The sequence below is a fragment of the Streptomyces sp. NPDC002536 genome (genome assembly GCF_053594995.1).
This window is the reverse complement of sequence record NZ_JBSFWU010000045.1, coordinates 13,319-36,466: the sequence shown is the minus strand read 5'-3', so window position 1 is coordinate 36,466 and position 23,148 is coordinate 13,319. Positions and strand designations below refer to the sequence as shown.

Here is a 23,148-nt window from a genome sequence, read left to right as displayed (position 1 = left end):
GGTCTGTCGCGGCACGCGGGACGGCGGGTGTGTCAGCATGCTCGGAACGGGCCCGCCGCGGCGGGCCGACACCTCTACCGGAGAGGACGACATGCGTTTCGCCAACCGCGGCGAAATCGATGGCGGCCGACCGGCCGCTCCCGGGAAGACCCCAAGGCTCTACGCCCTGGACGGACTGCGCCTCGTCGCCGCCCTCATGGTCGTGCTGTACCACTACACGTACCTGACCGGCGGCTGGGGCACCCGGGACACCAGACGGATGTTCTCCGCCATCGAACCGATAACCCGCTACGGCTGGCTGGGCGTGGAAGTCTTCTTCCTCATCAGCGGCTTCGTCATCTGCATGAGCGCCTGGGGACGCCCGCTGGGCGACTTCGTCGTCTCCCGCGCCTCCCGCATCTACCCCGCCTACTGGGTCGCGGTGGCCCTCACCGGGACCGTGGTGATGACCTGGCCGCAGGTGCGCTCCCTGGCGGGCTGGGAAACGGTCGTCACGAACTTCAGCATGCTCCAGCACGGCCTGGGCGTCTGGGACGTGGACGGCGTCTACTGGACGCTCTTCGTCGAGCTGAAGTTCTACGTGCTCTTCGCACTCGTCGTCGCCAGAGGCGTCACCTACCGCAGATGCGTGCTCTTCTGCGGCATCTGGACGGTGGCCGCCGCCACGGCCCCCGCGGTGAACAACAAGCTGCTCGACCTGTGGGCGATGCCGCTGTACGCGCCCTACTTCATCGCGGGCATCGCGTTCTATCTGATGCACCGGTTCAAGCCGACCGCCCTGCTGTGGGGCATCGTCGTCGTCTCGTACCTGCTCGCCAACCACCACGTGGCCAAGCGGGTGCACGACAACGCCAACCATGTGATGGCCCTGTTCCCCGCCCAGCTGGGCGTGCTGGCGGCGTTCGTCGTCATGTCGCTGGTGGCACTGCGGAAGCTCGACCGCGTGCAGTGGCCCTGGCTGGCCACCGCGGGCGCGCTCACCTTCCCCCTGTACCTGCTGCACCAGTACATCGGGATGACGGTCATCTACGGGCTGCGCGAGAAGGTGTCGCCGCCGCTGCTGGTGACCGGGCTCATCGCGGTGATGCTGGGCGCCGCGTGGCTGTTGCACCGCTATGTCGAGCGCCCGCTCGGCAAGTGGCTGCGCAAGGCGCTGCTGAAGGGCATGGAGGAGGTCCGGCGCAACACGCCGGAACGGGGCCCGCGCCCCACCGTGCAGGAACCGGTGGCCGCGCCGCGACAAGCGTACGGCTACGCGGAAGTGCCGCGCGCCGCGGCGGACCGCTGACCGAAGGGCCCGCCCCCACTCCGGGGGCGGGCCCTTCGGTTCACAGCGAGCCGACCACCTTGCGCGGGGTGATCCGCACGACGACCCGCTGGGCGTCGTCCTTGGCCGCAGGGTTGAAGTCCGCGTAGTCCTTGCCGGTGTACTTCCGCGCCAGCTCGTCGATCAGCTCCTGGCCGCCCTCGGTGCCGAGCGTGGCCGTGCCACGCACCTCGGCGTACGTGTACGGCGCGTTCGGCGGGTTGATCATGACGGTGACACGGGGGTCGCGGCGGAGGTTCTTCTCCTTGCGGCGGCCCACGGTGGTGGAGACGAGCAGGTCGTCGCCGTCGCGCTTGAGCCAGGTCACGGAGAGCTGGGGACTGCCGTCGGGCTGGACCGTGGCGACGGTGGCGAAGACGGGGTTGTCGTCGACGTACTTCTTGAGGTCGTCGGAGAGCACGAGGGCTCCTTCCGGAGGGGTGGGGCGGGGGCGGGGGCGGAGTGATCTTTTCTTTCCCCTGACCCGCCCCTTCCCGAAACCGGTGCTTCGCCCCGGACCCCGTCGGGTGCGGGTCGGCTGTGGTTGCTCGCGCAGTTCCCCGCGCCCTTACGGGGCGCGATACACCAGCGCCGTCGCCACCGCCGCCAGGCCCTCGGCGCGGCCCGTCAGGCCGAGGCCGTCCGTCGTCGTACCGGACACCGAGACGGGCGCCCCGACGGCCGCCGAGAGCGCCTTCTGCGCCTCGTCCCGCCGCTTGCCGATCTTCGGGCGCACCCCGATCACCTGGATGGCGACGTTCCCGATGTCGAACCCGGCCGCGCGCACGATCCGCGCCGCCTCCGTCAGCAGGGCCACGCCGGAGGCACCGGACCACTCCGGCCGGTCCGTGCCGAAGTGCGCGCCGAGGTCACCGATCCCGGCGGCGGAGAAGAGCGCGTCGCACGCGGCGTGCGCGGCGACGTCGGCGTCGGAGTGGCCGGCGAGGCCCGTCTCGCCCTCCCACAGCAGGCCCGCGCACCACAGCTCGCGGCCCTCCTCGAAGGCATGCACATCGGTGCCGATGCCCACCAGGGGCATCAGGACCCGGGGGGACTCAGAAGCCATCGTTGGCCCTCCTGCGGGCGAGTACGGCCTCGGCCAGGACGAGGTCCAGCGGGCGGGTCACCTTGAAGGCCTCCTCGTGGCCGGGGACGACCACGACCTCGACGCCCAGCTGCTCGACCATGCCGGCGTCGTCCGTGGCGCCCTCACCGTCGAAGACGGTCTTCTCGTGGGCCTCCTGCAGCGTCGCGCGGTCGAAGCCCTGCGGGGTCTGGACGGCGCGCAGCCGTGCACGGTCGGGCGTGGCCACGACGGGCTCGGGCCCGCCCTCGCGCGGCTCGACCTGCTTGACGGTGTCCGCGAGGGGCAGCGCGGGGACGACGGCGGGCGCGCCGTCGCGCACGGCCGCGGCGACGGCGTCGACGGTGTCGACCGGCACCAGCGGGCGGGCGGCGTCGTGGACCAGGACGACGGTGACGTCGCCGGGGAGGGCCGCGAGGCCCAGCCGCACGGACTCCTGGCGGGTGGCGCCGCCGGGGACGACCAGGATCTCGGTGCGCTCGCCCAGCGGGAACTCGTCCAGCAGGCTGCGCACCTCGGCCGTGCCCTCGGGCGGGGCGACGACCACGACGAGGGAGACCGCGCGGGAGGCCGCCATGGCCCGCACCGCGTGGACCAGCATCGGAGTGCCGTTGAGGGCACGCAGGGCCTTGGGCGCGCCGGGGCCCAGCCGGACGCCCCGGCCGGCGGCCGGGATGACGGCGGCCGTGCGCGAGGGGGCGGCTGCGGTGGCTCGATCAGACATGGGGATGGCGTTCAGGTTTGCTTCCTCGGCCGAATTGGGTATGGCCTCAGCGTGCCGGGCACGATGCCCCGACCAGCCCCTTCCGTGACACTGGTCGGGCCGGCTGCCCGGGCCCGGCACACCGAGTACGGCGCAGCCGGAGCCGGAGATGCCGCAGCGCCCGTCGGATGACGTACGTCATCACGCGGGCACCGCGGCATTGCATTGCGTCCAGTAAGTCGCCGAACCGTATGGCGTCAAGCTCGTGCGTCAGGTCAAGCTGTACGTCAGGACGCGAGAACCTCGTCGAGCAGGGCCTCGGCCTTGTCCTCGTTGGTGTTCTCCGCGAGGGCGAGCTCGCTGACCAGGATCTGCCGCGCCTTGGCGAGCATCCGCTTCTCACCTGCGGAGAGACCGCGCTCGCGCTCCCGGCGCCACAGGTCGCGCACGACCTCGGCGACCTTGATCACGTCGCCGGACGCGAGCTTCTCGAGATTCGCCTTGTAGCGACGGGACCAGTTCGTCGGCTCTTCCGCGTAGGGCGCGCGGAGCACCTCGAAGACCCGGTCGAGCCCGTCCTGGCCGACCACATCGCGTACGCCGACGAACTCGGCATTGTCCGCCGGCACCCGAACCGTCAGGTCACCCTGGGCGACCTTCAGCACCAAGTAGGTCTTGTCCACGCCTTTGATCTGGCGAGTTTCGATGGCCTCGATCAGCGCGGCCCCGTGATGGGGATAGACCACGGTGTCGCCAACCTTGAACGTCATGTGACAGGTACCCCTTCCGTGGCTATCCAGTCTAACACGTGAACTGCCCGTTCTGAATGGCGTTTCCGCAGGTCAGGGCATATCTCGGGGCTTGACAACAGCAACCGCGACGTGCTGCGGAGGGCTTCCGGAAGCGGGTATTCGCAGGTCGGAGCCGGTCTCCGGGTGGGACGAAACGCGCGCGTCACCCACCCCGGGCGGGGCCCGCAGGCGGCTGAACGTCCCGTTTTGCCGGGGTCCGGTCGGCCGAGTTCCGGTACTCCGTTCGGGGCGCGCCCGGCCTTCCGCATGCCGATTCCGGAATTGATCAAGCCGTACTTGATCAATTCCGGAAGTTCTTCCCGGCGGCCTTCGCATTCTGCGCCGATAATCCGCGCGAGCGCCCCCGCGCACTCCATGAACGACTTCCCGCCCTCCGCACCGGCGATATTCGGCCGTGCCGGACCGGGGTCCGGCGAGGGGCGCGCGGGAGGGGGCGGACGAGCACCGGAGTGGACCATGGGGCGGGTCGGGTGCGGTGCCTCCACGACGGCTCGGTAACCTAAGCGCGCTGACACACCCTTTATCTCGTCTACCTCGTCCAAGGAGATGCCGCCGCCGTGAGCAGCAGCCTTCGACGCGGCACTCTCGCCGCTACCGCCCTCGTGCTCTCGATCGCCCCGCTCTCCGCCTGCGCGGCGGGCAACAGCGCGCAGACGCTGGGGGTCAAGCCGGACAACGCCGAGACCTCGGTCGGCGACATCAAGCTGCAGAACATCAACGTCATCACCCAGCCGGACCAGGCCGCCAACGGCCCCGCCGTGGTCACCGGCAAGATCTTCAACAACGGCCGCACGGACCAGCAGCTGCGCTCGATCACCTTCCCGGGCAAGAACGTGACGGTGAAGCTCAGCCCCGCCAAGGGCGCCGGCGCGCTGGTGGTGCCCGCGGGCGGCTCGCTGACCCTGGGCGGCAAGGACAACGCCTCCGCCCTGCTCCCGAAGGGCCGTGAGGGCTTCAAGGACGGCGACTCCCAGCAGCTGGCCTTCGACTTCAGCAACACGGGCGAGGTGAAGATCGGCGCCTTCGTGTACCCCGCGAAGAGCTTCTTCAAGGACTGGGGCCCGAGCAACCCCGCCCCGGCGCCCGCCGCCTCCCAGGCCTCCCAGCCCGCCCAGCAGCAGCCCGCCAAGCCGGGCCAGCCCGGGCAGCAGCAGCCGGGCGCCACGCCGAGCGCGAGCCAGTCGGCCCAGGCCGGCCAGCAGCACGCCGGGCACTGAGCCCGGGACCGCGAGAAGGGGAGGGCCCGGAAGCATCCGCTTCCGGGCCCTCCCCTTTGGCGTTCCGCCGTGCGAGCCGTACGGCCTACGGCTCGAACTTGTAGCCGAGCCCGCGCACCGTCACCAGGTAGCGCGGGGCGCCCGGGTCCGGCTCGATCTTGGCGCGCAGGCGCTTGACGTGCACGTCGAGCGTCTTGGTGTCACCGACGTAGTCCGCGCCCCAGACGCGGTCGATGAGCTGCATGCGCGTCAGCACGCGGCCCGCGTTGCGCAGCAGCATCTCCAGCAGGTCGAACTCCTTGAGGGGCAGGTCGACCTTGCCGCCGGAGACCGTGACGACGTGCCGGTCGACGTCCATCCGGACGGGGCCGGCCTCCAGGGCCGCCGGGGTCACCTCCTCGGGCTCGCCGCGGCGGCGCAGCACGGCGCGGATGCGGGCCACCAGCTCCCGGGAGGAGAAGGGCTTGGTGACGTAGTCGTCGGCTCCTATCTCCAGGCCGACGACCTTGTCGATCTCGCTGTCCTTGGCCGTGACCATGATCACGGGCACATTGGAGCGGCTGCGCAACTGCCGGCAGACCTCGGTGCCGGGCAGGCCCGGCAGCATCAGGTCGAGCAGGACCAGGTCGGCGCCGTTGCGTTCGAACTCGTCCAGCCCGTCGGGCCCGGTCGTCGCGATGGCGACCTCGAAGCCCTCCTTGCGGAGCATGTAGGACAACGCGTCGCTGAAGGATTCCTCGTCCTCTACAACGAGCACTCGGGTCACGGAAAGACCTCCGGTCGGGTCTCTGGGGAGTACGCAGTGGGGGAAAGGGGGGCCTCGAGTGTCATGGGTGGACCCCCGGGGCGGGAAGGGATTCGGGGACGAAGGGGTCGTCGGCCGGGTCGTCGAAGGCGGAGCCGTCCGGCACGCGGCTGCGGACCCGCTCGGCCCGTTCGCGGTCGCGGACGGAGCCGGCCTCGGGCAGCCGGAGGGTGAAGGTGGAGCCCTGGCCCTCGGCGCTCCACACGGTGACCTCGCCGCCGTGCGAGGCGACCACGTGCTTGACGATCGACAGGCCCAGGCCCGTGCCGCCGGTGGCCCGGGAGCGGGCGGGGTCGACGCGGTAGAAGCGCTCGAAGACGCGCTCGCGGTCCTTCTCCGAGATGCCGATGCCCTGGTCCGTGACGGCGAGCTCGATGAGGTCGCCGCCGGGGGCCGCCACCCGGCGGGCGGCGATGCCCACGCGGGTGCGCGCGGGGCTGTAGTTGACGGCGTTCTCCACGAGGTTGCCCAGGGCGGCGGCGAGCTGGCCGCGGTTGCCCCAGACGTGCAGGTCGGCGGTGCCGCCCGCAGCCATGGTGATCTGCTTGGTGCCGGCCTGGTGGCGGCAGCGGTCGATGGCCTCGGCGACGAGCTCGTCCACCCGGACCGGCTCGGCGTCCTCCAGCGGGTCGTCGTTCTGCACCCGGGAGAGGTCGATGAGCTCCTGGACCAGGTTGGTCAGCCGCGTCGACTCGATCTGCATCCGGCCCGCGAAGCGGGTGACGGCCTCGGGGTCGTCGGCGGCGTCCATGACGGCCTCGGAGAGCAGGGAGAGCGCGCCGACCGGGGTCTTGAGCTCGTGGCTGACGTTGGCGACGAAGTCGCGGCGGACGGCCTCGATGCGGCGGGCCTCGGTGAGGTCCTCGACGAGCAGCAGCACCAGCCGGGAGCCGAGCGGGGCGACCCGGGCGGAGACGGCGAGGGCGTCGCCGCGGCCGGTGCCGCGGCGCGGCAGGTCGAGCTCGACCTGGCGTATCTCGCCGTCGCGGCGGGTGTCGCGGGCCATCTGCAGCATGGGCTCGACGGCGAGCCGGCCGCCGCGGACGAGCCCGAGCGCGTACGCGGCGGAGCTGGCCTTGACCACGGCGTCGCCCTCGTCGAGCACGACGGCGGAGGAGCGGAGCACCGACAGGACGGTGTCCACGCCGGGCGGCAGGACGGCGTCGGTGTGCAGGGAGCTCCGCGTGGGGCGGGCCTGGTCCCGCTCGCTCCAGCGGAACGCCAGCATGGCGATCACGCCGGTGCACAGACCGGCGACCGCTGCTGCGGCGGCGACCGCCGCGTTCACGTTCATGCATCCAGGTTATGCGGGCGCACCGACACCTCCACAGCCAAACGGGGGGCACCTCGAACACACGTTGCCGAGAGTTCACCTTCAAGTCAGGACTGGTTCACTCCTGATGACGGAAGCCGTCGGATTCCGGCCGGAACGTGGGACCGTGACGGGGCAACCCGTTGGACTCCGAGCGAGAGAAGGACAGGACATGCGGGACGCGTACCACGAGGAGCTGGATTCGATCGGCGAGGGGCTGGTCGAGATGGCCCGGCTGGTCGGGTCCGCGATCGGGCGCGCCACCACGGCGATCCTGGACGCGGACCTCAAGCTGGCGGAGTCCGTCATCGCGGCGGACGCCAGGGTCGACGACCTCCAGCGCGACCTGGAGGCACGGGCCATCGCCCTGCTGGCGCGGCAGCAGCCGGTCGCCACGGATCTGCGGATCGTGGTCACCTCGCTGCGGATGAGCGCGGACCTGGAGCGCTCGGGCGACCTGGCCCAGCACGTGGCCAAGCTGGCCCGGCTGCGCTTCCCGGAGACGGCGGTGCCCTCGGACCTGCACTCCACGGTGCTGGAGATGGGCCAGCTGGCCCAGCGGCTGATGGCCAAGGCGGCCGAGGTGATCATCACCAAGGACGTCGACCTGGCGCTCCAGTTGGAGCAGGACGACGACGCGATGGACCTGCTGCACCGCGCGCTCTTCCAGCACCTGATGGACGACCGTTGGCAGCACGGCATCGAGACGGCCGTGGACGTGACGCTGCTGGGCCGCTACTACGAGCGCTTCGCCGACCATGCGGTCTCGGTGGCCAAGCGCGTGGTCTACCTGGTCACCGGGGAGCACGCGGACGAGATCGTGCAGTCGTCCGGCGCGGGCTCGGGCGAGAACGCGTAGGGCGCGTGGCCGGAGTGTGCGCCTGCAAGTGCCACTGCACGCCGTGAATGCGCCTGCACGCCCGCTCATACGTACGCGACAGGCATTGACGGTCGCTCCGTGCCGCCCTTGACTGGGTTGGACAGGCAGACCACTCCATCGAGGAGGTACCGAATGAGCGGCTGTCAGTGCGGACCTGGATGCGGCTGCGGATGCCAGAACGGCGGCTCTTGCCAGTGCGGTGGCGGCTGCGGCTGACGCCTCGGACACGTCACTCACGGGGAGAGCCCCCGGCCGGGATTCCGGCCGGGGGCTCTTTCCGTCGCGCAGCGGGAAGCGCTACTTCTTCTTGCCCTGGTTCTTCACGGCCTCGATGGCGGCCTTGGCGGCCTCCGGGTCGAGGTACTTGCCGCCGGGGACGACCGGGCGGAAGTCGGCGTCGAGCTCGTAGGCGAGCGGGATGCCGGTGGGGATGTTCAGGCCCGCGATGTCGGCGTCGGAGATGCCGTCGAGGTGCTTGACCAGGGCACGCAGGCTGTTGCCGTGCGCGGCGACCAGGACCGTGCGGCCGGCCGTCAGGTCGGGGACGATGCCGTCGTACCAGTACGGCAGCATGCGGGCGACGACGTCCTTGAGGCACTCGGTGCGCGGGCGGAGCTCCGGCGGGATCGAGGCGTAGCGCGGGTCGTCGCTCTGCGAGAACTCGGTGCCGTCCTCGAGGGCCGGCGGCGGGGTGTCGTATGAGCGGCGCCAGAGCATGAACTGCTCCTCGCCGAACTCGGCCAGGGTCTGGGCCTTGTCCTTGCCCTGGAGGGCGCCGTAGTGGCGCTCGTTCAGCCGCCAGGAGCGGTGGACCGGGATCCAGTGGCGGTCGGCGGACTCCAGTGCGAGCTGCGCGGTGCGGATCGCGCGCTTCTGGAGGGACGTGTGGACCACGTCCGGGAGCAGGCCGGCGTCCTTGAGGAGCTCGCCGCCCCGGACCGCCTCCTTCTCGCCCTTCTCATTGAGGTTGACGTCCACCCAGCCGGTGAACAGGTTCTTGGCGTTCCACTCGCTCTCGCCGTGGCGGAGGAGGATCAGCTTGTACGGTGCGTCGGCCATGCCCTTGAGCGTAATCGACTGCGCGGGCGGCCCGCGCGCCCCCGCCCGGCGCCGGTCACTTGATCACGATCGTCAATTCAATGGCGTGCACACGTCGAAGCTGTGTAAGTTGCGGATTACTTGATCACCACTTACACAGGGGGCACGGGTGAGCTTGGGAACGGCGGTGCGGCGGAGCGTCTCGGGGCTGCCGCGGGAGTTCTGGTGGCTGTGGACCTCCACACTGATCAACCGGCTGGGCTCCTTCGTCTCCACGTTCCTGGCGCTCTACCTGACCCTGGAGCGCGGCTACTCGGCCTCGTTCGCGGGGATGGTCGCGGCGCTGCACGGGCTCGGCGGAGTGATCTCCTCCATAGGCTCCGGCGTGCTCACCGACCGCCTCGGGCGGCGGCCCACCCTGCTCGTCGCCCAGACCTCGACCGCCTTCTCGGTCGCGCTGCTGGGCTTCATGCAGGACCCCGCGGCCATCGCGGCCGTCGCCTTCGTGGTGGGCATGGCCGCCAACGCCTCGCGCCCGGCCGTGCAGGCGATGATGGCCGACATCGTCGCCCCGCAGGACCGGGTCCGGGCGTTCGCCCTCAACTACTGGGCCATCAACCTCGGTTTCGCCTTCTCGTCGCTGGCCGCGGGGCTGATCGCCGAACACAGCTATCTGATCGGGTTCCTGGCGGAAGGGACGATGACACTGGCGTGCGCCGTGCTCGTCTTCCTCAAGCTGCCGGAGTCGCGGCCCGAGCGGACGTCCTCCGGTGCGGCCGGCGGCGAACCGGCCGTCGGGATGGGCACGGTGCTCCGCGACCGGCGCTACATGAGCGTCGTCGGGCTGTCGTTCCTCATCGCCCTGATCTTCCAGCAGAGTTCGGTCGCGCTGCCGGTGGCCATGGGCGGGAGCGGCTTCTCCAGCGGCGACTACGGGATGGTCATCGCGGTGAACGGCGTGCTGATCGTGGCCCTGCAGATTCCCGTGACCCGCTTCATCGAGCACCGGGACCCGCAGCGGCTGCTGGTGCTGTCCGCGCTCCTCGCGGGGTACGGCTTCGGGCTGACCGCGTTCGCCGGGTCGATCGCGATGTACGTCCTGACCGTGTGCGTCTGGACGGTGGCGGAGATCGTCAACTCGCCCACGCAGATGGGGCTGGTGGTGCGGCTGTCGCCCACGCACGGGCGCGGGCGCTACCAGGGCGTCTACACGCTGTCGTGGTCGGTGGCGGCGCTGGTGGCGCCGCTGGCCGGCGGCACGGTGATCGACAACTTCGGGGCCGCGACGCTGTGGGCGGGATGCGCGGTGGTCGGCACCGTGGCCGCCGCGGGGTACTGGCTGCTGATGCGGGGGCTGCCTGCCGCAGGCTCCGCCGGGGGTGCGGTGGCGGCACCGCAGGCCGAGGAGGAGCGGGTGTCGGGGTGAGGACCTCGGCAGCGCCCCGTCAGGGGCGCGGGGAACTGCGCGACCAGCCACCGACGGCCTGCAGCCAACGCATCACCCCAGGGGTCCGGGGCGAAGCCCCGGGACGTCGGCTGCGGGTGCGTCGTGGCTGGTCGCGCAGTTCCCCGCGCCCCTGACGGGCGCCGGACACGCCCTAGTTCTCACCCCGCGTCAGACGCGCGAACGCGTCCAGGTTGCGCGTCGACTCGCCCCGCGACGTGCGCCACGCGTACTCCTTGCGGATCGCCGACGCGAAGCCCATCTCCAGCAGGGTGTTGAAGCTGCCGTCCGCCGCCTCCAGGACCGTGCCCAGGATGCGGTCGATCTCGTCCGGCGTGACCGCCGGCAGCGGCAGGCGGCCCACCAGGTAGACGTCGCCCAGGGGGTCGATCGCGTAAGCGACGCCGTACAGCCGGGTGTTGCGCTCCAGCAGCCAGCGGTGCACCGCCTCGTGGTTCTCGTCGGGGCAGCGCACGACGAAGGCGTTGACGGACAGCGAGTGCCTGCCGACGAGCAGGGAGACCGTCGTCGAGAGCTTGCGCGTGCCGGGGAGCTTGACGACGTACGAACCGTCGGCCGGGCTCTCCCATTCGAGCCCGGCCTCGCGGAGCGCCTGCTCGATCGTGGTCTTCGCGTCAGACATGGGTCGAGCGTAGGCGACGGCGGCGCTCGTGCATCGCTGCGGTGTAGACGTCGGCCGTGGCGGCGGCCGCCGCGCCCCAGCCGAAGGACTGCGCGTGCCGGGCGGCCGCGGCGCCCATACGGTCCGTCAGCTCCGGCGCGTCCGCGAAGCGGGCGAGCGCCTCCGCGTAGTCGGCCGGGTCGTGCCCGGGTATCAGGAAGCCGCTGACCCCGTCCCGGACGGCCACCGGCAGGCCGCCGACCTCCGCGGCCAGCACCGGCGTGCCGCAGGCCTGCGCCTCGGCGGCGACCAGGCCGAACGACTCGCTGTAGGACGGCATGACGAGCACGGACGCCGCCCGGTACCAGTCGGCGAGCTGCTGCTGGCCGACCGGCGGGCGGAAGCGGACGACATCGGCGACGCCCAGCCGGGCGGCGAGCTTCTGCAGCCCCTCCGGCTTGGCGAGGCCGCTGCCGCTGGGGCCGCCGACGACCGGCACGACCATCCGCGAGCGCAGCTCGGGCCGCCGCTCCAGCAGCACGGCGACCGCACGCAGCAGCACGTCGGGGGCCTTGAGCGGCTGGATGCGCCCGGCGAACAGCGGGATCAGCGCATCGGCCGGCAGGCCCAGCCGTGCCCGGGCGGCCGCGCGGCCGTCGGACGGGCGGAAGCGGTCGAGGTTGACCCCCGGGTGCACGACGGCGACCTTGCCGGGATCGGCGTCGTAGTGGTGCACGAGCTCCTCGGCCTCGCCGCCGGTGTTGGCGATGAGCCGGTCGGCCGCCCGGACGATCTGGGTCTCGCCGATGACCCGGGTGTCGGGCTCGGGGGTGTCGCCCTCGGCCAGGGCGGCGTTCTTGACCTTGGCCATGGTGTGCATGGCGTGGACGAGCGGCACGCCCCAGCGCTCGGCGGCGAGCCAGCCGACGTGGCCGGAGAGCCAGTAGTGGGAGTGGACCAGGTCGTAGTGGCCGGGCCGGTGGCCGGCCCAGGCCTGCATCACGCCGTGGGTGAAGGCGCACAGCTGCGCCGGGAGCTCCTCCTTGGCCAGGCCCTCGTACGGACCGGCGTCGATGTGCCGGACGAGGACGCCGGGGGCGAGCTCCACGACGGGCGGCAGGGCGCCGGTGGTGGCGCGCGTGAAGATCTCGACCTCGATGTCGATGCTCGCGAGCCTCTTGGCGAGCTCGACGATGTAGACGTTCATGCCGCCCGCGTCGCCCGTGCCGGGCTGGTGCAGCGGGGAGGTGTGAACGCTGAGCATGGCGATGCGGCGCGGCCGCCGGGGGGTGCCGATGCGCCGGATCTGGGGCAACTGGGGCTTGTGGAAGGGGCCGAGCGTTCGGCCGCGGCGGGCGCCGAGCCGGGATGCGTACTGGCTCACCTGCGTATTCCTCCGTGTGCCTGGGACGTGCACCACTCTCTCGTTCACCGGGGCCAACGCTGCGGAGGCGGTCTCCCCTTCCCACTTTGCCAAAGCGTGATGTAGCCATCCACCCCACCCCCTCGGTCGTCTCAGTCGTCACCCCGGCAGCGGGACAGCAGCACGCCGGCCACCAGCTGGGCCGCGGCCGTCACCAGCAGGGCCGCCATGGGTGCCGTCCAGCCGCCGGTGGCGCCGTGCAGCAGGCCCACCGCCAGCGGGCCGAGCGCGGCCAGCAGATAGCCGAGGGACTGGGAGAGCGTGGACAGCGCCGTGGTCTCCGCGGGGCTGCTGCCGCTCTGCGCGATCACGGCGAGGACCAGCGGGAACGAGCACATCCCCAGCCCCACCAGCACCGCCCACACCATGGGCAGGGCGACCGGCGCCAGCAGCAGACCGGTGAACCCCGCGAGCATCGCCAGCGAGACACCGACGAACGCCCCGCGCAGCCGACCCGGCCCCTTGGCGGCGGCGAGCACCGCGAAGGACACGGGGATGCCGACCGCCTGCGTGACCGCCAGCACCGCGCCCGCCGCACCCGCGGACATGCCCTGCCCCGAGAGCAGGGACGGGAGCCAGCCGACCACCGCGTAGGCGTTGAGCGCCTGGAGGCCGAAGTAGACGGTGACCAGCACGCCCAGCCGGGTGCGGGCGACGGCCCGCAGGGATATCCGCTCGCCGGGCCCGCCCGCGGACGCGGACGCTGCGCGCGGCGCCCGGGCCCGCACCACGGCCCACACCACCAGGGCGGCCACGGCCGGCACGGCCCAGACCGCGAGCCCCAGCGACGGCGAGCCGACGGCGGAGGCCAGCGGTACGGACACGGCGGAGGCCGCGGCCGCGCCCAGGGCGAGCGTGGTCGTGTAGACGCCGGTCAACAGGCCCGTGCGGCCGGGGAAGTGGGTGCGGACCAGCGTGGGCAGCAGGACGTTGCACAGCGCGAGGCCCGACATGCCGAGCGCCGTGCCGGCGAGCAGCGCCCACACGGCCGGCACCGCCCGTATCGCCAGGCCCGCCGTGAGCACGGCGAGGGCCAGCAGCACCGCGCGCTCGGCGCCGACGCGCCGGGCCAGGGCGCCCGTGCCGGCCCCGGCGGCCGCGAAGCACAGCGTCGGCAGCGTGGGCAGCAGGGCCGCCACCGCGGAGGGCAGGGCGAGATCCGTCCGCAGGGCTTCGAGGAGGGCGGAGGCGCTGCTGATGCCGAGGCGGAGGTTGAGGGCGATGAGCACCACGGCCACGGCGGTGAGCCGGACGGCGCGGGCGCGGCGTGGGCCGGGAGGGGCGAGCATGACGGACGAGGCCGGGGCGAAGTCCCGGGGCGGAGCAGGCGAAGGCGCGGAGGACATACGTCAAACGTAAGACGTCCGACGTTTTATGTCCATGCCCCGAACGGGTACCGTGAATCCATGACTCTGGAACCGGTCCGCCGGCCGGCCCTGTCGGCCGAGGTCATCGAGGCGCTCCGGGCCCGGATCGCCTCCGGCGAGTGGCCCGTCGGCTCCCGCATCCCGCCCGAGCCCGAGCTGATGCGCCAATTGCAGGTCGCGCGCGGCACCGTCCGCGAGGCGGTGCGCGCGCTCGCCCACGCGGGGCTGCTGGAGGTGCGGCGCGGCGACGGCACGTACGTCCGCGCGACCAGCGAGCTGTCCGGTGCGGTCTCCCGCCTCTACGGTCACAGCGGCCTCGGCCAGCTGCTCGAAGTGCGCGAGGCCCTCGACACGCAGGCCGCCCGGCTGGCCGCCGTGCGGGCCGAGGAGGCCACGCTCGACGAACTCGCCGTGGTGCTCCAGCGGCGCGGCGACGCCTGGCGCGCCGGGGACTTCGAGGGCTGGGTCGCCGCCGACTGGGCCTTCCACTCCGGGATCGCCGAGGCCGCCGGCAACCCGCTCCTGTCCGAGCTCTACTGCAACCTCGCCGAGCCGCTGCACGCCGCCATGGCCGACACGTGGTCCACGCCCGGCTTCGAGGGCGCGGACCCGGTGGGCCACGAGTCGCTGCTGGCCGCCCTGCGGGACCGGGATCCGGACGGCGCCGCCGAGCAGGCCGGCGCCAACGTCGCCGACACGCGCGCGTGGGACACCCGGGCCCAGGAACCGCGGGCACACCAGCCGCACGCGGCACGCCCTTAGGCTTGTTCATCATGAGTTCCCGTACCGCCGCCCCTCCCCGCCGGCCCATAGGTTCGGCGACGCGCGGTACCACCAACCCGAACCGGCTGCGCCGCATGGACCGGTGGATCGCCGCCGCGTACGGCCCCGAGCTGCGGCGCAGCGCCGACCCGGTGGCCGTGGACCTGGGCTACGGGGCCGCGCCCTGGACGGCCGTGGAGCTGCTGGGGCGACTGCGCACCGTGCGGCCGGACGCGGAGGTCGTCGGGGTCGAGATAGACCCGGAGCGGGTCGCGGCGGCGCAGCCGTACGCCCGGGACGGGCTGGCCTTCGCGCACGGCGGCTTCGAGGTGCCGCTCGCCGGCGCGCGGCGGCCCGCGCTGATACGGGCCGCGAACGTGCTGCGGCAGTACGGGGAGGACGAGGTCGCCGAGGTCTGGGCACGGCTGTGCGGGCGGCTCGCGCCGGACGGACTGCTGGTCGAGGGCACGTGCGACGAGATAGGGCGGCGCCACGTGTGGGTCGCGCTCGGGCCTGAGGGGCCGCGGACGGTGACGTTCGCCGCGCGGCTCGGGTCGCTGGGGACGCCGTCGGATCTGGCCGAGCGGCTGCCGAAGGCGCTCATACACCGGAACGTTCCGGGGGAGCCGGTGCATGCGTTCCTGCGGGACTTCGACCGGGCGTGGGCGGCGGCCGCGCCGTACGCTGCGCTGAGCGCGCGGCAGCGGTGGATTCGTTCCGTGGCGGAGCTCCGGCGGGACTGGCCCGTCGTGGACGGGCCGCAGCGGTGGCGACAGGGTGAAGTGACCCTGGCCTGGGAGGCGTTGGCGCCGCGGGGTTAATCCCCCGGCAACGCCCTCAGCAGCTCATCCACCAGCTCCCGGTCCCGCCGCTGCGTCAGTCGGGCCCTCGCCGCCTCCGGTCGCAGCCACAGCAACCGGTCCACCTCCCTGTTCGGTTCGAAGGAGCCGCCCGTCGCGCGGGCCGCCCAGTAGTGGACCTCCTTCGGGCGGCCTGCGGCGAGGTAGCGGGCCGTGGGGAGGGGCGGGCCCGGTTCGCAGTGCATGCCCGTTTCCTCCAGGACCTCGCGCATCGCGCCCGCCAGCGGGCTCTCGCCCCGCTTGAGCTTGCCTTTCGGCCACGACCAGTCGTCATACTTCGGCCGGTGGACGACGGCGACCTCCACCGCGCCGTCCGCCCCCTCCCCTTCCGCGTACCGCCACAGCACGCAGCCGGCCGCGCGGACGACCGGTGCGCTCACGGTGTCCCCGTGAGGCGCTGCCAGACGCGGCCGAAGCAGTAGCGCGCCGCCTCCACCTCGTGCCGCTGGTCCGCATGCAGTACCCCGAGGGCGTACGCCGTGGCGGGGGCGATGCGGGCCGTGCGGGCCGCGGAGGCGGCCGCAGCCGCGGCCTCCGCCGCGTCGCGGTGGCGGTCGAGGGCCTGGCTCGCGCTCAACAGGCGCACGGAGAGGGAAGGTTCGGCCTCCGTCTGCTGCTGCTCGTCGAGCACTTCCTGCGCATAGCGGCGCAGCCGCACCAGCCGGCGCACCTGGTGCCAGGGCGCGTCCTGGCGCCCCTCCGGCGGCGGCGCGTCGGCGGCGGCCGTCGCGGCCAGGCCGTGCACCAGCGCCTCGGAGTTGTACGGGAGCCCCGCCACCGACAGCGGCAGCGCGGCCACCGCCTCCGTCATCCGGGCGTGCGTCTGCTCGGCCAGGCGCGGCAGCGCGTCGCGGGCGGGCAGGCCCCCGGCGGCCGGGTCGAGCGGTACGTCGGAGGCCAGCACCGCCACCGCGTCGGCGACGCCGTGGAAGCGCGAGGACCCCAGCGCCTGCAGCGCCGCCGAGTGGGCACGCGTCCGCGCGAGCGTCAACTGCCGTTCCAGCAGCGCCCCGGCCCGTGCCGCGCCCACCGTCAGGCCGCTGCCCCTGCCGTCCGCCTCCTCCGTGCCGGACAGCCGGTGCAGGGCGCCCCGCAGCCGTGCGAGCCGTGCCGCGTACGCGTACTCACGGGCGAGGATGTCGGACAACCAGGCCAGCTCGCCGCGCAGTTGGTCCGTCCACGCCGTGTCGGTCAGCGGGCGGTACACGTGCAGCGTGCCCGAGATGCGGCGCGCCGAGCGGCGCAGCAGGCGGCTGGCCTCTCCCGCGTCCTCCGCGTCCGCCCCGCTCTCCCGGTGCAGCCGCAGGCTGCGCAGGAACTCCGTTGCCTGGCCGTGCAGATAGGCCGACAGGACGTCCGCGGCCGTCCCGGCCGCATCCACCGTCTCCTGCACACTTTTCGCCGTTGTCACTTCCTGCCCCCCGGGTACCGGGACGCTGCCGACGGGCGGGTCATGGGGTAGCCGAGCCACGCCTGCGCCTCCGGGCGTCGATGAGCATCTCCTGCACGTTCCTCAACGGCTGTCCGTCCCCGTCGGTGGCGTGCCGCGTCCAGTTGCCGTCCGCGCCCAGGTGCCAGGAGGCGGTGCGGTCGGACATGCCCACCTCCAGGAGGCGGCTGAGCGAGGCACGGTGGCCGGGGTCGGCGACCCGTACGAGCGTCTCGATGCGCCGGTCGAGGTTGCGGTGCATCATGTCCGCGCTACCGAGCCATACTTCCGGCTCGCCGCCGTTTCCGAAGGCGAACACGCGGGAGTGTTCCAGGAATCGTCCGAGGACGCTGCGCACCCGGATGTTCTCCGACAGGCCCATCACACCGGGCCGCAGGGCGCAGATGCCGCGGACCCAGATGTCCACGGGCACCCCGGCGCGGGCCGCGCGGTAGAGGGCGTCGATGACGGCCTCGTCGACCATCGAGTTGACCTTGATGCGGATGTAGGCGGGGAGCCCTGCACGGTGGTGGGCGACCTCCTTGGCGATGCGTTTGACCAGCCCGTCGCGCAGCGATCTGGGGGCGACCAGCAGCCGCCGGTAGGTCTCGCGCCGCGAGTAGCCGGACAGCCGGTTGAAGAGGTCGGAGAGGTCGGCGCCCACCTGCGAGTCGGCGGTGAGCAGGCCGAAGTCCTCGTACAGGCGGGCCGTCTTGGGGTGGTAGTTGCCCGTGCCGACGTGCGAGTAGCGGCGCAGCGTCTCGCCCTCCTGGCGGACCACCAGGGAGAGCTTGCAGTGCGTCTTGAGCCCGACGAGCCCGTAGACGACGTGGCAGCCGGCCTCCTCCAGCTTGCGCGCCCACTTGATGTTGGCCTGTTCGTCGAAGCGCGCCTTGATCTCGACGAGCACAAGTACTTGTTTGCCGGACTCGGCCGCGTCTATCAGGGCGTCCACGATGGGCGAGTCGCCGGACGTCCGGTAGAGCGTCTGCTTGATGGCCAGGACGTCGGGGTCGGCGGCCGCCTGCTCCAGGAAGGCCTGGACGGAGGTGGAGAAGGAGTCGTACGGGTGGTGCAGCAGCACGTCGCGCTCGCGCAGGGCCGCGAAGATGTCGGGCGGGGAGGCGGACTCGACCTGGGCCAGGTCGCGGTGCGTACCGGCCACGAACTTGGGGTACTTGAGCTCCGGCCGGTCGAGCGCGGCGATGCCGAAGAGCGCGGTGAGATCCAGCGGACCGGGCAGCGGGTAGACCTCGGCGTCGGAGATCTTCAGCTCGCGCACCAGCAGGTCCAGGACGTACGGGTCGATGGTCTCCTCGACCTCCAGCCGCACGGGCGGGCCGAAGCGGCGCCGCATGAGCTCCTTCTCCAGCGCCTGCAGGAGGTTCTCGGCGTCGTCCTCCTCGACCTCCAGGTCCTCGTTGCGCGTCACCCGGAACATGTGGTGCGCGAGCACCTCCATGCCGGGGAACAGCTCCTCCAGGTGCGCCGCTATGACGTCCTCCAGCGGGACGTAGCGCTGCGGCGAGGCCTCCAGGAAGCGCGACAGCAGCGGCGGCACCTTCACGCGTGCGAAGTGCTCGTGCCCGCTCACGGGGTTGCGGACGACCACTGCCAGGTTGAGCGAGAGGCCGGAGATGTACGGGAAGGGGTGCGCGGGGTCGACGGCCAGCGGGGTCAGCACGGGGAAGATCTGCTGCCGGAAGAGCGTAAAGAGCCGCTCCTGCTCCTTCTCGGTCAGCTCGGGCCAGCGGATCAAGTGGATGCCCTGCTCGGCCAGTTCGGAGGCCACGTCCTGCTGGAAGCAGGCCGCGTGCCGGGCCATGAGCTCGCGCGAGCGGGTCCAGATGAGCTCCAGGACCTCGCGCGGCTGCAGCCCGGAGGCGGAGCGGGTGGCGACCCCGGTGGCGATGCGCCGCTTGAGGCCGGCGACGCGGACCATGAAGAACTCGTCGAGGTTGCTCGCGAAGATCGCCAGGAAATTGGCGCGTTCCAGCAGCGGAGTGGCCGGATCCTCCGCCAGTTCCAGCACCCGCTCGTTGAACGCCAGCCAGCTGCGCTCCCGGTCCAGGAACCGTCCCTCGGGCAACGGGTCCTCCTCGGGGCGCCGCGGAGCACCCTCCCCCTCGGGCTGCTCGCGCTCCGTGAACCCGTCCTCGAAGGTGTCGTCGTACCGCACCTCGTACGCGTCCAGATCGACGTCCAGGTCGGGCTCCAGGCCGGGCAGGTCCGCCGAGTCGTCCGTGCGCGGACGGTGGGCCGCGACGAACCCCGCGGAGGACTGCGGCCTCCCCGAACGACCTCCGTGATCTTCCTGTTCGCCGTGCGGTCGGTCCTGTGCCGGAGCGCTGGAGGACTGGGTCATACCTTCATTGTTCCGCGCCGACGGCAGGTCGGGCGCGCCGGAGAGGGGCGCCCTGGCGGCGCGGAGCCGTCTTGCGGGTGCGTGGGGCACAGCGGGCTGCATTCGGCCAGGCTCGCAACCGCTCGTGAATCACGGGTAACGCGCACATGGCGCGCAGGAAAGCGGGGTACTGCGCCACGGCGACGGCCGGGGCACGGCGGTGGCCTGCACGGACGGGTGCACGGGCAGGTGCGCGGACGACGGCACGAACGGCTGCGCGGGCGCATGCACGGATCGTGTGCACGCGCCCGCGCAATGCGGCCGGACGGCTCAGCGGTACATCCGGCGCAGCAGCCGCACCGCAACCGCGGTGATGACCGCCGCGACGGCCAGGGAAACCCCCGCCTCGGCCCACTGGAGCGGCCAGAAGTTGCTGTACGGATGGAAGTCGAGGTACCAGCCGGCACCGTCGTGCTGGGCGAGGCACTGCTGCGGGGAGACGCCGATGCCGCAGTGGGGCTCCGCGAGGTGCTCGCCCGTACGGGTGACGATGCCGCGCTCCAGCATCCATGTACGGTCCCGGATCAGCCCCGGCTGGTCCAGGGACGGCTGCGTCACCGGGCTCACCAGGTGCGGGCGCAGGGTGTCCAGCAACGCGCCCGCCAGCACGAGGTAGCCGACCAGCGCCGCGCCCATGGCGGGGATCGTGCGCTTGACCAGCAGGCCCGCCAGCGCCCCGACGGCGATGCCGAGCAGTGCGTGCGCGACGGGCGCGGGGCCCAGCATGTCGAACGAGCGGTACCAGGCCTGGCCGGGCAGCAGCACCTCCGGCACGGTCTGCCAGGCCGAGGTGTAGGCGGCCGACAGCAGCGAGCCGCCGGCCAGCACGGCCACGGCGGGCACGGACAGCTTCACCGCGAACCAGCGCAGCGGCGAGACGGACTGCGTCCACGCGAGCTTGTACGTACCGCTCTCCAGCTCGCGCGCGACCACCGGCCCGGCGACGAACATGCCCGCGGCCGGCGGCAGAAGCTGGAGCGTATAGCCGAGATAGTGCAGCAACTCACCGGCCGTGCGCCGGAAGTAGTCCACGGTGGCCTGGGCGGTCGGGCAGTCCGCGGAGGTGATGCAGGCGTCCCGGATGGCCCGGCTGTCGATGAAGTCGTCCATCCCGAAACCCAGCCACACCAGGCCGACGACGAGCGCGGCGAGCGTGCTCGCCGCGCACCAGACGGTGACGCGGTGCTGCCGGAGGACGAGCCAGGGCAGCCCGCGCAGCCCGGCGCGGGGACGGGCGCCGACGGGCGCAGCGGCGAGCGGGGTCGCGGTGGCCGTCATGCCGCCTCCTTCGGTGCGGGAGCGATCGTGCGCGGTTCGGCGGTCGGGGTGAGCAGGGGCGGGGCGTCCGGGGAGCGCAGGTGGGCGAGGAGAAGCTCCTCCAGGGACGGTTCGGCGACCTCCCACTCCCCCGCGACCGGCCCGTCGGTGCGCAGCAGCGCGGTGATCTGACGTCCGGTCACGCGCGACTCGACGACCGTGTGCCCGGTGAACTCCCGCGGCAGGCCCTCGGATTCGTGCCGCCCCATGACGAGGGAGTGCACCGAGAGCAGGTCCTCCACCTCGCCCGCGAGCCGGATCCGGCCATCCGCGACCAGCAGCAGGTAGTCGCAGACGCCGTCGAGCTCGGCCAGCACGTGCGAGGCCATCACGACAGTGGTGGACTGCTCGGCGGCCGCGGTCATCAGGGCGGCCGTCATCTCGTGCCGCACGAGCGGGTCGAGGTCGCTCATCGGCTCGTCCAGCAGCAGGAGTTCGGGCCGCTTGCCGAGCGCGAGGGCGAGGGCGACACGGGTGCGCTGGCCGCCGGAGAGCGAACCGATGCGGGCGGCGGGCGGCAGTCCCCCCGCCGCCACGATGCGCTCGGCCGTCGCCCAGTCCCACGTGGCGGGGTTGAGCTCCTCGCCCACGCGCAGGGTCTCGCCGACCGTGAGGTGCGGGTAGAGCGGCTTGTCCTGGGCGACGTAACCGATACGGGGCCGGACGGCTCGGTCGGACGGCTGCCCGCCGCCGAGCACGTGCAGGGCGCCGGCGGTGGGCCTGCGCAGCCCCGCGGCCAGCGACAGCAGCGTGGACTTGCTCGCTCCGTTGGGCCCGACGAGGGCGCAGATCCGCCCGGCGGGAATACGGAAGGAGCAGTCGCGCAGCGCCCAGCCGCGCCGGTGCTTCACCCCCAGGCCGGCCGCCTCCAGGGCGGTCCGGTCCGGGAGGTACGTCAGGTCGGTCATCCGGTTGCGGTCCCCTCGCTCGGACGCCGCGCGGGGTCACCGAAGTGCTCGTCCAGGACGGAGGCGACCAGTGCGGCCACGTCCTCCCGGTCGAGCCCGGCCGCGCGGGCGCGTTGCGTCCAGTCGGCCAGCTCGCCGCGCAGCGGCGAGTCGGCACCGGCCCCGGGCCGCGCCAACGACCGCCGCACGAAGGTCCCGAGCCCCGGCCGTGCCTCGACGAGGCCTTCGCGGTCGAGCTCGCGGTAGGCCTTCAGGACGGTGTTGGGGTTGATGGCCGTGGCGGCCACGACCTCTTTGGCGGTGGGCAGCTTGTCGCCGGGGGCGAGCAGGCCGAGGCGCAGGGCCTGCTTGACCTGCTGGACGATCTGCAGGTACGTGGCGACGCCGGTGCGCCGGTCGATGCGGAAGTCGACCACCGGAGCATCACCCTTTCACTACTTGATTAGTGAAAGGGTGATGCAGGGGGCCGGAAGCTGTCAAGGAGAGGCGCCCCGGGGCACCCGCCTCAGCTCTCCGTCCGGTACATCAGATCCGTCTCGTGCGTCACGAACCCCAGCCGCTCGTACACCGCCACCGCCGCCACGTTGTCGGCATCGACGTACAGCATCGCCGTCGGCAGCCCCTGCGCCGCCAGGTGCCGCAGGCCCACCGTCGTCAGCGCCTTCCCCAGGCCGCCGCCCTGGGCGCCCGGGCGCACCCCGAGCACGTACACCTCGCCCAGGCCCTCGTCCTCGTGCACCTTCGTCCAGTGGAAGCCGACGATCCCGCCCCCGCGCTCCGCGAGGAAGAAGCCCTCCGGGTCGAACCACGGCTCCGCCTTGCGGTCGTCCAGGTCCCGCTGGGTCAGCGAACCCTGCTCCGGGTGGTGGGCGAAGGCGGCCGCATTCACGGCCAGCCACTCCGCGTCGTCCACGCCCGGACGGAACGTCCGCACCGTCACCCCCTCCGGGAACACCGGCTCCGCGAGGTCCAGGCCCTCCAGCGGCCGCCGCATCTGCCGCAGCTCGCGGAACAGGCTCATGCCCAGCACCTGCGCCAGGTGCCGCGCCGCGGGGTGCCCGCCGTGCGCCCACACCCGCAGCCGCTTGCCCGACTCCTGCAGCAACGCATTGCCCAGCGCCCGCCCGTGGCCGCGCCCCCGGTGCACGGGGTGCACCACGAACTCGCCCGCCGGGGCCTCCACCGGGTCGCTCTCCTCCAGCTGTCCGTACCCCACGAACTCCCCGGCCACATCGCGCACCAGGACGTGCCGCACCCCCTCACGCCGCCCCTTGAGCTGCAGACGGCCCTGTTCGGAGACGGCCTGCTGGCCGTCCTCGGCCGCCGCGGCGGCCACCATGTCCAGGACGTCGCGCATCTGTTCGTCCGTCAGCTCGTCCAGCACCACGATCCGGCGCTGCCCGCTCACGTCATTCACCACGTTGCTCATGGGCCCGAGCCTACGAGCCCGCGGCG

The 23,148-nt window shown here is 72.6% G+C and carries 23 protein-coding genes; 6 read left to right on the top strand and 17 right to left on the bottom strand.

The window, feature by feature from the left end; translation table 11 throughout:
• Positions 1 to 91: 91 nt before the first annotated feature.
• Positions 92 to 1,288 (top strand): acyltransferase family protein, encoded by a 1,197-nt coding sequence (locus ACWD4B_RS18310; RefSeq protein ID WP_451421679.1) that lies wholly within the window; start codon positions 92 to 94, stop codon positions 1,286 to 1,288.
• 40 nt (positions 1,289 to 1,328) lie between these two features.
• Here the strand turns inward: ACWD4B_RS18310 and ACWD4B_RS18305 are convergent, their stop codons facing one another.
• The 4 genes from ACWD4B_RS18305 to ACWD4B_RS18290 form a co-directional block, all read right to left on the bottom strand.
• Positions 1,329 to 1,727: a PPOX class F420-dependent oxidoreductase gene (locus ACWD4B_RS18305; RefSeq protein WP_336415321.1), complete on the bottom strand. Its 399-nt coding sequence runs from the start codon at positions 1,725 to 1,727 to the stop codon at positions 1,329 to 1,331.
• Between the two features lie 147 nt (positions 1,728 to 1,874).
• Positions 1,875 to 2,372, bottom strand: a complete 498-nt coding sequence (gene ispF, locus ACWD4B_RS18300; RefSeq protein ID WP_451421678.1) for a 2-C-methyl-D-erythritol 2,4-cyclodiphosphate synthase — start codon at positions 2,370 to 2,372, stop codon at positions 1,875 to 1,877.
• A complete protein-coding gene (gene ispD / locus ACWD4B_RS18295; RefSeq protein ID WP_451421677.1) occupies positions 2,362 to 3,114 on the bottom strand; it encodes a 2-C-methyl-D-erythritol 4-phosphate cytidylyltransferase in 753 nt (250 codons plus the stop codon). Before ispD ends, ispF begins: the two co-directional genes overlap by 11 nt.
• Before the next feature lie 266 nt (positions 3,115 to 3,380).
• Entirely contained in the window at positions 3,381 to 3,863 is a 483-nt protein-coding gene (locus ACWD4B_RS18290; protein WP_003953493.1) for a CarD family transcriptional regulator, read from the bottom strand.
• Positions 3,864 to 4,462: 599 nt separating this feature from the next.
• Here ACWD4B_RS18290 and ACWD4B_RS18285 point away from each other — a divergent pair.
• Positions 4,463 to 5,122 (top strand): DUF461 domain-containing protein, encoded by a 660-nt coding sequence (locus ACWD4B_RS18285; RefSeq protein ID WP_451421676.1) that lies wholly within the window; start codon positions 4,463 to 4,465, stop codon positions 5,120 to 5,122.
• Between the two features lie 85 nt (positions 5,123 to 5,207).
• Here ACWD4B_RS18285 and ACWD4B_RS18280 read toward each other — a convergent pair whose 3' ends face one another.
• Complete coding sequence (locus ACWD4B_RS18280) at positions 5,208 to 5,888, bottom strand: response regulator transcription factor (RefSeq protein ID WP_171079114.1); 681 nt, start codon at positions 5,886 to 5,888, stop codon at positions 5,208 to 5,210.
• A 61-nt stretch (positions 5,889 to 5,949) separates the two neighbouring features.
• Complete coding sequence (locus ACWD4B_RS18275; RefSeq protein WP_336415325.1) at positions 5,950 to 7,221, bottom strand: ATP-binding protein; 1,272 nt, start codon at positions 7,219 to 7,221, stop codon at positions 5,950 to 5,952.
• A 190-nt stretch (positions 7,222 to 7,411) separates the two neighbouring features.
• Here ACWD4B_RS18275 and phoU point away from each other — a divergent pair, with 190 nt between their 5' ends.
• Entirely contained in the window at positions 7,412 to 8,098 is a 687-nt protein-coding gene (phoU, locus tag ACWD4B_RS18270) for a phosphate signaling complex protein PhoU (RefSeq protein WP_451421675.1), read from the top strand.
• 318 nt (positions 8,099 to 8,416) lie between these two features.
• Here phoU and ACWD4B_RS18265 read toward each other — a convergent pair whose 3' ends face one another.
• On the bottom strand, positions 8,417 to 9,178 hold the full coding sequence (locus tag ACWD4B_RS18265; protein WP_336415327.1) for a phosphoglyceromutase: 762 nt from the start codon (positions 9,176 to 9,178) through the stop codon (positions 8,417 to 8,419).
• A 154-nt stretch (positions 9,179 to 9,332) separates the two neighbouring features.
• Here ACWD4B_RS18265 and ACWD4B_RS18260 point away from each other — a divergent pair, with 154 nt between their 5' ends.
• Positions 9,333 to 10,583: an MDR family MFS transporter gene (locus ACWD4B_RS18260; protein ID WP_451421698.1), complete on the top strand. Its 1,251-nt coding sequence runs from the start codon at positions 9,333 to 9,335 to the stop codon at positions 10,581 to 10,583.
• A 172-nt stretch (positions 10,584 to 10,755) separates the two neighbouring features.
• Here the strand turns inward: ACWD4B_RS18260 and ACWD4B_RS18255 are convergent, their stop codons facing one another.
• The 3 genes from ACWD4B_RS18255 to ACWD4B_RS18245 all read right to left on the bottom strand — a co-directional run bounded on the left by ACWD4B_RS18255 (position 10,756) and on the right by ACWD4B_RS18245 (position 13,992).
• The gene (locus ACWD4B_RS18255; protein ID WP_336415328.1) at positions 10,756 to 11,244 is read right to left on the bottom strand and encodes a YbjN domain-containing protein; all 489 of its coding nucleotides are present in this window, start codon (positions 11,242 to 11,244) and stop codon (positions 10,756 to 10,758) included.
• Complete coding sequence (gene mshA, locus ACWD4B_RS18250; RefSeq protein ID WP_451421674.1) at positions 11,237 to 12,607, bottom strand: D-inositol-3-phosphate glycosyltransferase; 1,371 nt, start codon at positions 12,605 to 12,607, stop codon at positions 11,237 to 11,239. The genes ACWD4B_RS18255 and mshA overlap by 8 nt, the downstream gene beginning before the upstream one ends.
• A gap of 131 nt (positions 12,608 to 12,738) precedes the next feature.
• On the bottom strand, positions 12,739 to 13,992 hold the full coding sequence (locus ACWD4B_RS18245; protein WP_451421673.1) for an MFS transporter: 1,254 nt from the start codon (positions 13,990 to 13,992) through the stop codon (positions 12,739 to 12,741).
• Positions 13,993 to 14,052: 60 nt separating this feature from the next.
• Between ACWD4B_RS18245 and ACWD4B_RS18240 the strand changes: the two genes are divergently transcribed.
• Together ACWD4B_RS18240 and ACWD4B_RS18235 are read left to right on the top strand one after the other, a co-directional pair.
• Positions 14,053 to 14,775: a FadR/GntR family transcriptional regulator gene (locus ACWD4B_RS18240; protein WP_451421672.1), complete on the top strand. Its 723-nt coding sequence runs from the start codon at positions 14,053 to 14,055 to the stop codon at positions 14,773 to 14,775.
• Positions 14,776 to 14,786: 11 nt separating this feature from the next.
• The gene (locus tag ACWD4B_RS18235; protein ID WP_451421671.1) at positions 14,787 to 15,596 is read left to right on the top strand and encodes a class I SAM-dependent methyltransferase; all 810 of its coding nucleotides are present in this window, start codon (positions 14,787 to 14,789) and stop codon (positions 15,594 to 15,596) included.
• On the opposite strand, the gene ACWD4B_RS18230 is transcribed toward ACWD4B_RS18235, so the two are convergent.
• The 7 genes from ACWD4B_RS18230 to mshD all read right to left on the bottom strand — a co-directional run bounded on the left by ACWD4B_RS18230 (position 15,593) and on the right by mshD (position 23,122).
• Entirely contained in the window at positions 15,593 to 16,015 is a 423-nt protein-coding gene (locus ACWD4B_RS18230) for an NUDIX hydrolase (RefSeq protein WP_451421670.1), read from the bottom strand. The two genes, ACWD4B_RS18235 and ACWD4B_RS18230, sit on opposite strands and share 4 nt — an antisense overlap.
• Complete coding sequence (locus tag ACWD4B_RS18225) at positions 16,012 to 17,106, bottom strand: CHAD domain-containing protein (RefSeq protein WP_451421669.1); 1,095 nt, start codon at positions 17,104 to 17,106, stop codon at positions 16,012 to 16,014. Before ACWD4B_RS18225 ends, ACWD4B_RS18230 begins: the two co-directional genes overlap by 4 nt.
• Positions 17,087 to 19,531 (bottom strand): RNA degradosome polyphosphate kinase, encoded by a 2,445-nt coding sequence (locus ACWD4B_RS18220; RefSeq protein WP_451421668.1) that lies wholly within the window; start codon positions 19,529 to 19,531, stop codon positions 17,087 to 17,089. Before ACWD4B_RS18220 ends, ACWD4B_RS18225 begins: the two co-directional genes overlap by 20 nt.
• 207 nt (positions 19,532 to 19,738) lie before the next feature.
• Positions 19,739 to 20,746: an ABC transporter permease gene (locus ACWD4B_RS18215; protein WP_451421667.1), complete on the bottom strand. Its 1,008-nt coding sequence runs from the start codon at positions 20,744 to 20,746 to the stop codon at positions 19,739 to 19,741.
• Positions 20,743 to 21,693, bottom strand: coding sequence for an ABC transporter ATP-binding protein (locus ACWD4B_RS18210; protein ID WP_451421666.1), 951 nt, complete (start codon positions 21,691 to 21,693; stop codon positions 20,743 to 20,745). Before ACWD4B_RS18210 ends, ACWD4B_RS18215 begins: the two co-directional genes overlap by 4 nt.
• The gene (locus ACWD4B_RS18205) at positions 21,690 to 22,109 is read right to left on the bottom strand and encodes a GntR family transcriptional regulator (RefSeq protein WP_336415337.1); all 420 of its coding nucleotides are present in this window, start codon (positions 22,107 to 22,109) and stop codon (positions 21,690 to 21,692) included. Before ACWD4B_RS18205 ends, ACWD4B_RS18210 begins: the two co-directional genes overlap by 4 nt.
• An 89-nt stretch (positions 22,110 to 22,198) precedes the next feature.
• The gene (mshD, locus tag ACWD4B_RS18200) at positions 22,199 to 23,122 is read right to left on the bottom strand and encodes a mycothiol synthase (RefSeq protein WP_451421665.1); all 924 of its coding nucleotides are present in this window, start codon (positions 23,120 to 23,122) and stop codon (positions 22,199 to 22,201) included.
• Positions 23,123 to 23,148: the final 26 nt, after the last annotated feature.